Source organism: Staphylococcus sp. HMSC077D08, assembly GCF_001837945.1.
Classification (GTDB): domain Bacteria; phylum Bacillota; class Bacilli; order Staphylococcales; family Staphylococcaceae; genus Staphylococcus; species Staphylococcus epidermidis.
Genome location: NZ_KV834741.1, coordinates 1 through 3,311, shown reverse-complemented (window position 1 = coordinate 3,311; position 3,311 = coordinate 1). Strand labels below are relative to the sequence as shown.

3 protein-coding genes are annotated in these 3,311 nt (G+C 31.4%); 2 read left to right on the top strand and 1 reads right to left on the bottom strand.

The window, feature by feature from the left end; translation table 11 throughout:
- Positions 1–217 precede the first annotated feature (217 nt).
- Positions 218–1,582 carry a MocR-like pyridoxine biosynthesis transcription factor PdxR gene (locus tag HMPREF2663_RS00885; RefSeq protein ID WP_002475570.1) on the bottom strand — a complete coding sequence of 455 codons (1,365 nt, stop codon included), beginning with the start codon at positions 1,580–1,582 and terminating at the stop codon, positions 218–220.
- 96 nt (positions 1,583–1,678) lie between these two features.
- Between HMPREF2663_RS00885 and pdxS the strand changes: the two genes are divergently transcribed.
- Both pdxS and pdxT read left to right on the top strand, forming a co-directional pair.
- On the top strand, positions 1,679–2,566 hold the full coding sequence (pdxS, locus tag HMPREF2663_RS00880) for a pyridoxal 5'-phosphate synthase lyase subunit PdxS (RefSeq protein WP_070845580.1): 888 nt from the start codon (positions 1,679–1,681) through the stop codon (positions 2,564–2,566).
- A gap of 2 nt (positions 2,567–2,568) precedes the next feature.
- Entirely contained in the window at positions 2,569–3,126 is a 558-nt protein-coding gene (pdxT, locus tag HMPREF2663_RS00875; protein ID WP_032603020.1) for a pyridoxal 5'-phosphate synthase glutaminase subunit PdxT, read from the top strand.
- The last annotated feature ends 185 nt before the right edge of the window (positions 3,127–3,311 follow it).

Sequence of the window (3,311 nt, the reverse complement as noted above, 5' to 3'; positions counted from 1 at the left end):
AGCCTAATCGAGACCGAAAGGTCTCTTTTTTTATATGAAAAGAGTTCTAAAAAAGAAAGTATTGATAAATAAATTAGCTACTTAATAACTTTTATAAGAGGTAATTTCATTTGTGGCTTATAAAGGTTAAGTAGCAGATCTAACCTTAAATGCTTTAATTACTGTAATGTATCGTAACAATAATTAAAGCATTTTAAAGTTTCTTAAAGTCTAGTATTTATATAACGAGTGAATGAATTAATGCATTAACATGGTCTTCTAATTCTTCTTTTTTTATCCCCCCAAATCCTAAAATAAATTTTGGATAAGCTTTAGAATAATTTTCGTAATGATAAGGTTTTAATTTTAAATTATTTTTTTTCGCATTTTTTAAACATTGTTTCATCGACAATCCATTATTAACAGTTATTGTAAAATGCATTCCAGTTAGTGCGCCTTCAATCTTTATTTGAGTATTGTATGGCTTTAATCGTTTTAAAATATAATCAAGTTTATCTCTATAAATCTTTCGCATTTTATTCAAATGTCTTTCAAATTTCCCACTTATCATGAATTGAGCAACCATGTGTTGAATGTGCACTGGCACTGTATTTCCTTCTTTATATTTTTGATTATTATATTTGTTCATTAAATTTTGTGGCAAAACAATATATGCAATCCTACAGCTTGGATATAAAGATTTTGAGAAAGTACTAATATAAATGACTTTTCCTTTTGTGTCTAAACTTTGTAATGCAGGTATGGGTTTGCCAAAATATCTAAATTCTGAATCATAATCATCTTCAATAATATATCTTTGCTTTGCTTGATGCGACCAATTGATTAATTGCGTTCTTTTTTTTAAATTGGTGACATAACCAGTTGGAAATTGATGAGAAGGTGTTATATATAAAATATTGTTATTTGTATGTAAAATAGGATCGATTTGTATTCCATTTTGTTCAACTGGTACCTGAATATAACTTATACCTTTTTTATCAAGCGTATGTTTAATTGGTGGATAACTTGGCTGTTCAATAATAAACTCTTCTTTTTTTAGTAAATTGGTTATCATATCGAGTAACTGGCTTGTTGATGATCCAATAATAACTTGATTTGGGTGACAAGTGACGCCACGACTATTAAATAAGTAATGTGAAATTTGTTGCCTTAAAATATATTCTCCTTGACGCTCACCTCGTTGTAATAGTGATAGCTGATGATCTTCAAAAACGTCTTTCGCATATTTTCTAAAAATATGCATAGGAAAACTTTCAGAATCAATTTCAGCTAAATTAAAAGCATATTTATATTGTCGTTGCTTCTTTTCTAAGTTATCAGTGTTTAATTGATTTGTTTGTCGATGTATCACTGGCAATGATTCTATATCGGAAACGAAGTATCCAGATCTAGGTTTCGAATAAATGAAACCTTCATCTACAAGTAATTGATATGCATGTTCTATTGTAGTGTGGCTAACAGATAAATAGTTACTTAACTGTCGTTTAGATGGAAATCTATCATTTGATTGATATTGACCTTCGATAATTTGATTTTTTAACTTTTCATATAATGATAAATAAAGTGGTTGATTTACTTTCAATTAACTGACCCCTATCTTTATGTACAAATTGAACCTTTTTAAATATCAGTTTATCTCGTAAAATATATTTAATCAATAAGAAAAGGGGTAAGTAGTATGTCTAAAATAGTAGGATCAGATCGAGTGAAAAGAGGAATGGCTGAAATGCAAAAAGGCGGTGTCATTATGGACGTCGTTAATGCAGAACAAGCGAAAATTGCTGAAGAAGCCGGAGCTGTTGCCGTAATGGCATTAGAGCGTGTACCATCAGATATTCGTGCTGCTGGTGGTGTTGCACGTATGGCAAACCCTAAAATAGTTGAAGAAGTTATGAATGCTGTTTCAATTCCTGTTATGGCTAAAGCCAGAATTGGTCATATTACAGAAGCAAGAGTTTTAGAATCGATGGATGTTGACTATATAGATGAGTCTGAAGTGCTAACACCTGCAGACGAAGAATATCATTTAAGAAAAGATCAATTTACAGTTCCTTTTGTGTGTGGCTGTCGTAACTTAGGTGAAGCAGCACGACGCATTGGTGAAGGTGCGGCGATGTTGCGTACGAAAGGTGAACCTGGTACTGGTAATATAGTTGAAGCTGTTCGTCATATGCGACGTGTTAATTCTGAAGTTAGCCGTTTAACAGTTATGAACGATGATGAAATTATGACATTTGCAAAAGATTTGGGTGCACCTTATGAAGTATTAAAACAAATTAAAGATAATGGACGTCTTCCTGTAGTTAATTTTGCAGCTGGTGGTGTTGCTACGCCTCAGGATGCAGCACTAATGATGGAATTAGGTGCAGATGGTGTATTTGTTGGTTCAGGTATATTTAAATCTGAAGATCCTGAAAAATTTGCTAAAGCTATCGTTCAAGCTACTACACATTATCAAGATTATGAGTTAATTGGAAAATTGGCAAGTGAGCTAGGTACGGCTATGAAAGGTCTAGATATTAATCAAATTTCACTAGAAGAAAGAATGCAAGAGCGTGGTTGGTAATGATTAAAATTGGTGTTTTAGCCTTACAAGGTGCTGTACGTGAACATATTCGTCATATTGAATTAAGTGGTTATGAAGGCATTGCTATAAAAAGAGTAGAGCAGCTAAATGAAATTGATGGTCTAATATTACCTGGTGGCGAGTCAACAACATTACGTCGTTTAATGGATTTATATGGATTTAAAGAAAAGTTACAACATTTAGATATGCCAATGTTTGGAACATGTGCTGGATTAATCGTTCTTGCAAAAAATGTTGAAAATGAGTCTGGTTATTTAAAGAAATTAGACATAACTGTTGAGCGTAATTCATTCGGTAGACAAGTCGATAGCTTTGAATCTGAACTTGATATTAAAGGGATAGCAAATGATATTGAGGGAGTATTTATTAGAGCACCTCATATTGCTAAAGTGGATAACGGAGTGGAAATACTTAGTAAAGTTGGAGATAAAATAGTAGCCGTCAAACAAGGACAATATCTCGGTGTTTCTTTCCATCCAGAACTAACTGATGATTATCGTATCACTAAGTATTTTATTGAACATATGATTAAACATTAATCATTTTGTAATATTTGATTTTCAAATTACTTTCTATCAAATTTAACAATTTATTTTGAAAGAAGTTTTATAAATTGTAGATTATTTTACTCTACGTATGCGATAACGATTGATTGTTCTAATTATTTGTCAAAATTCTAATATTTAAATCATTTAAAACATACTAAGATTAGCTATGAAGAAAT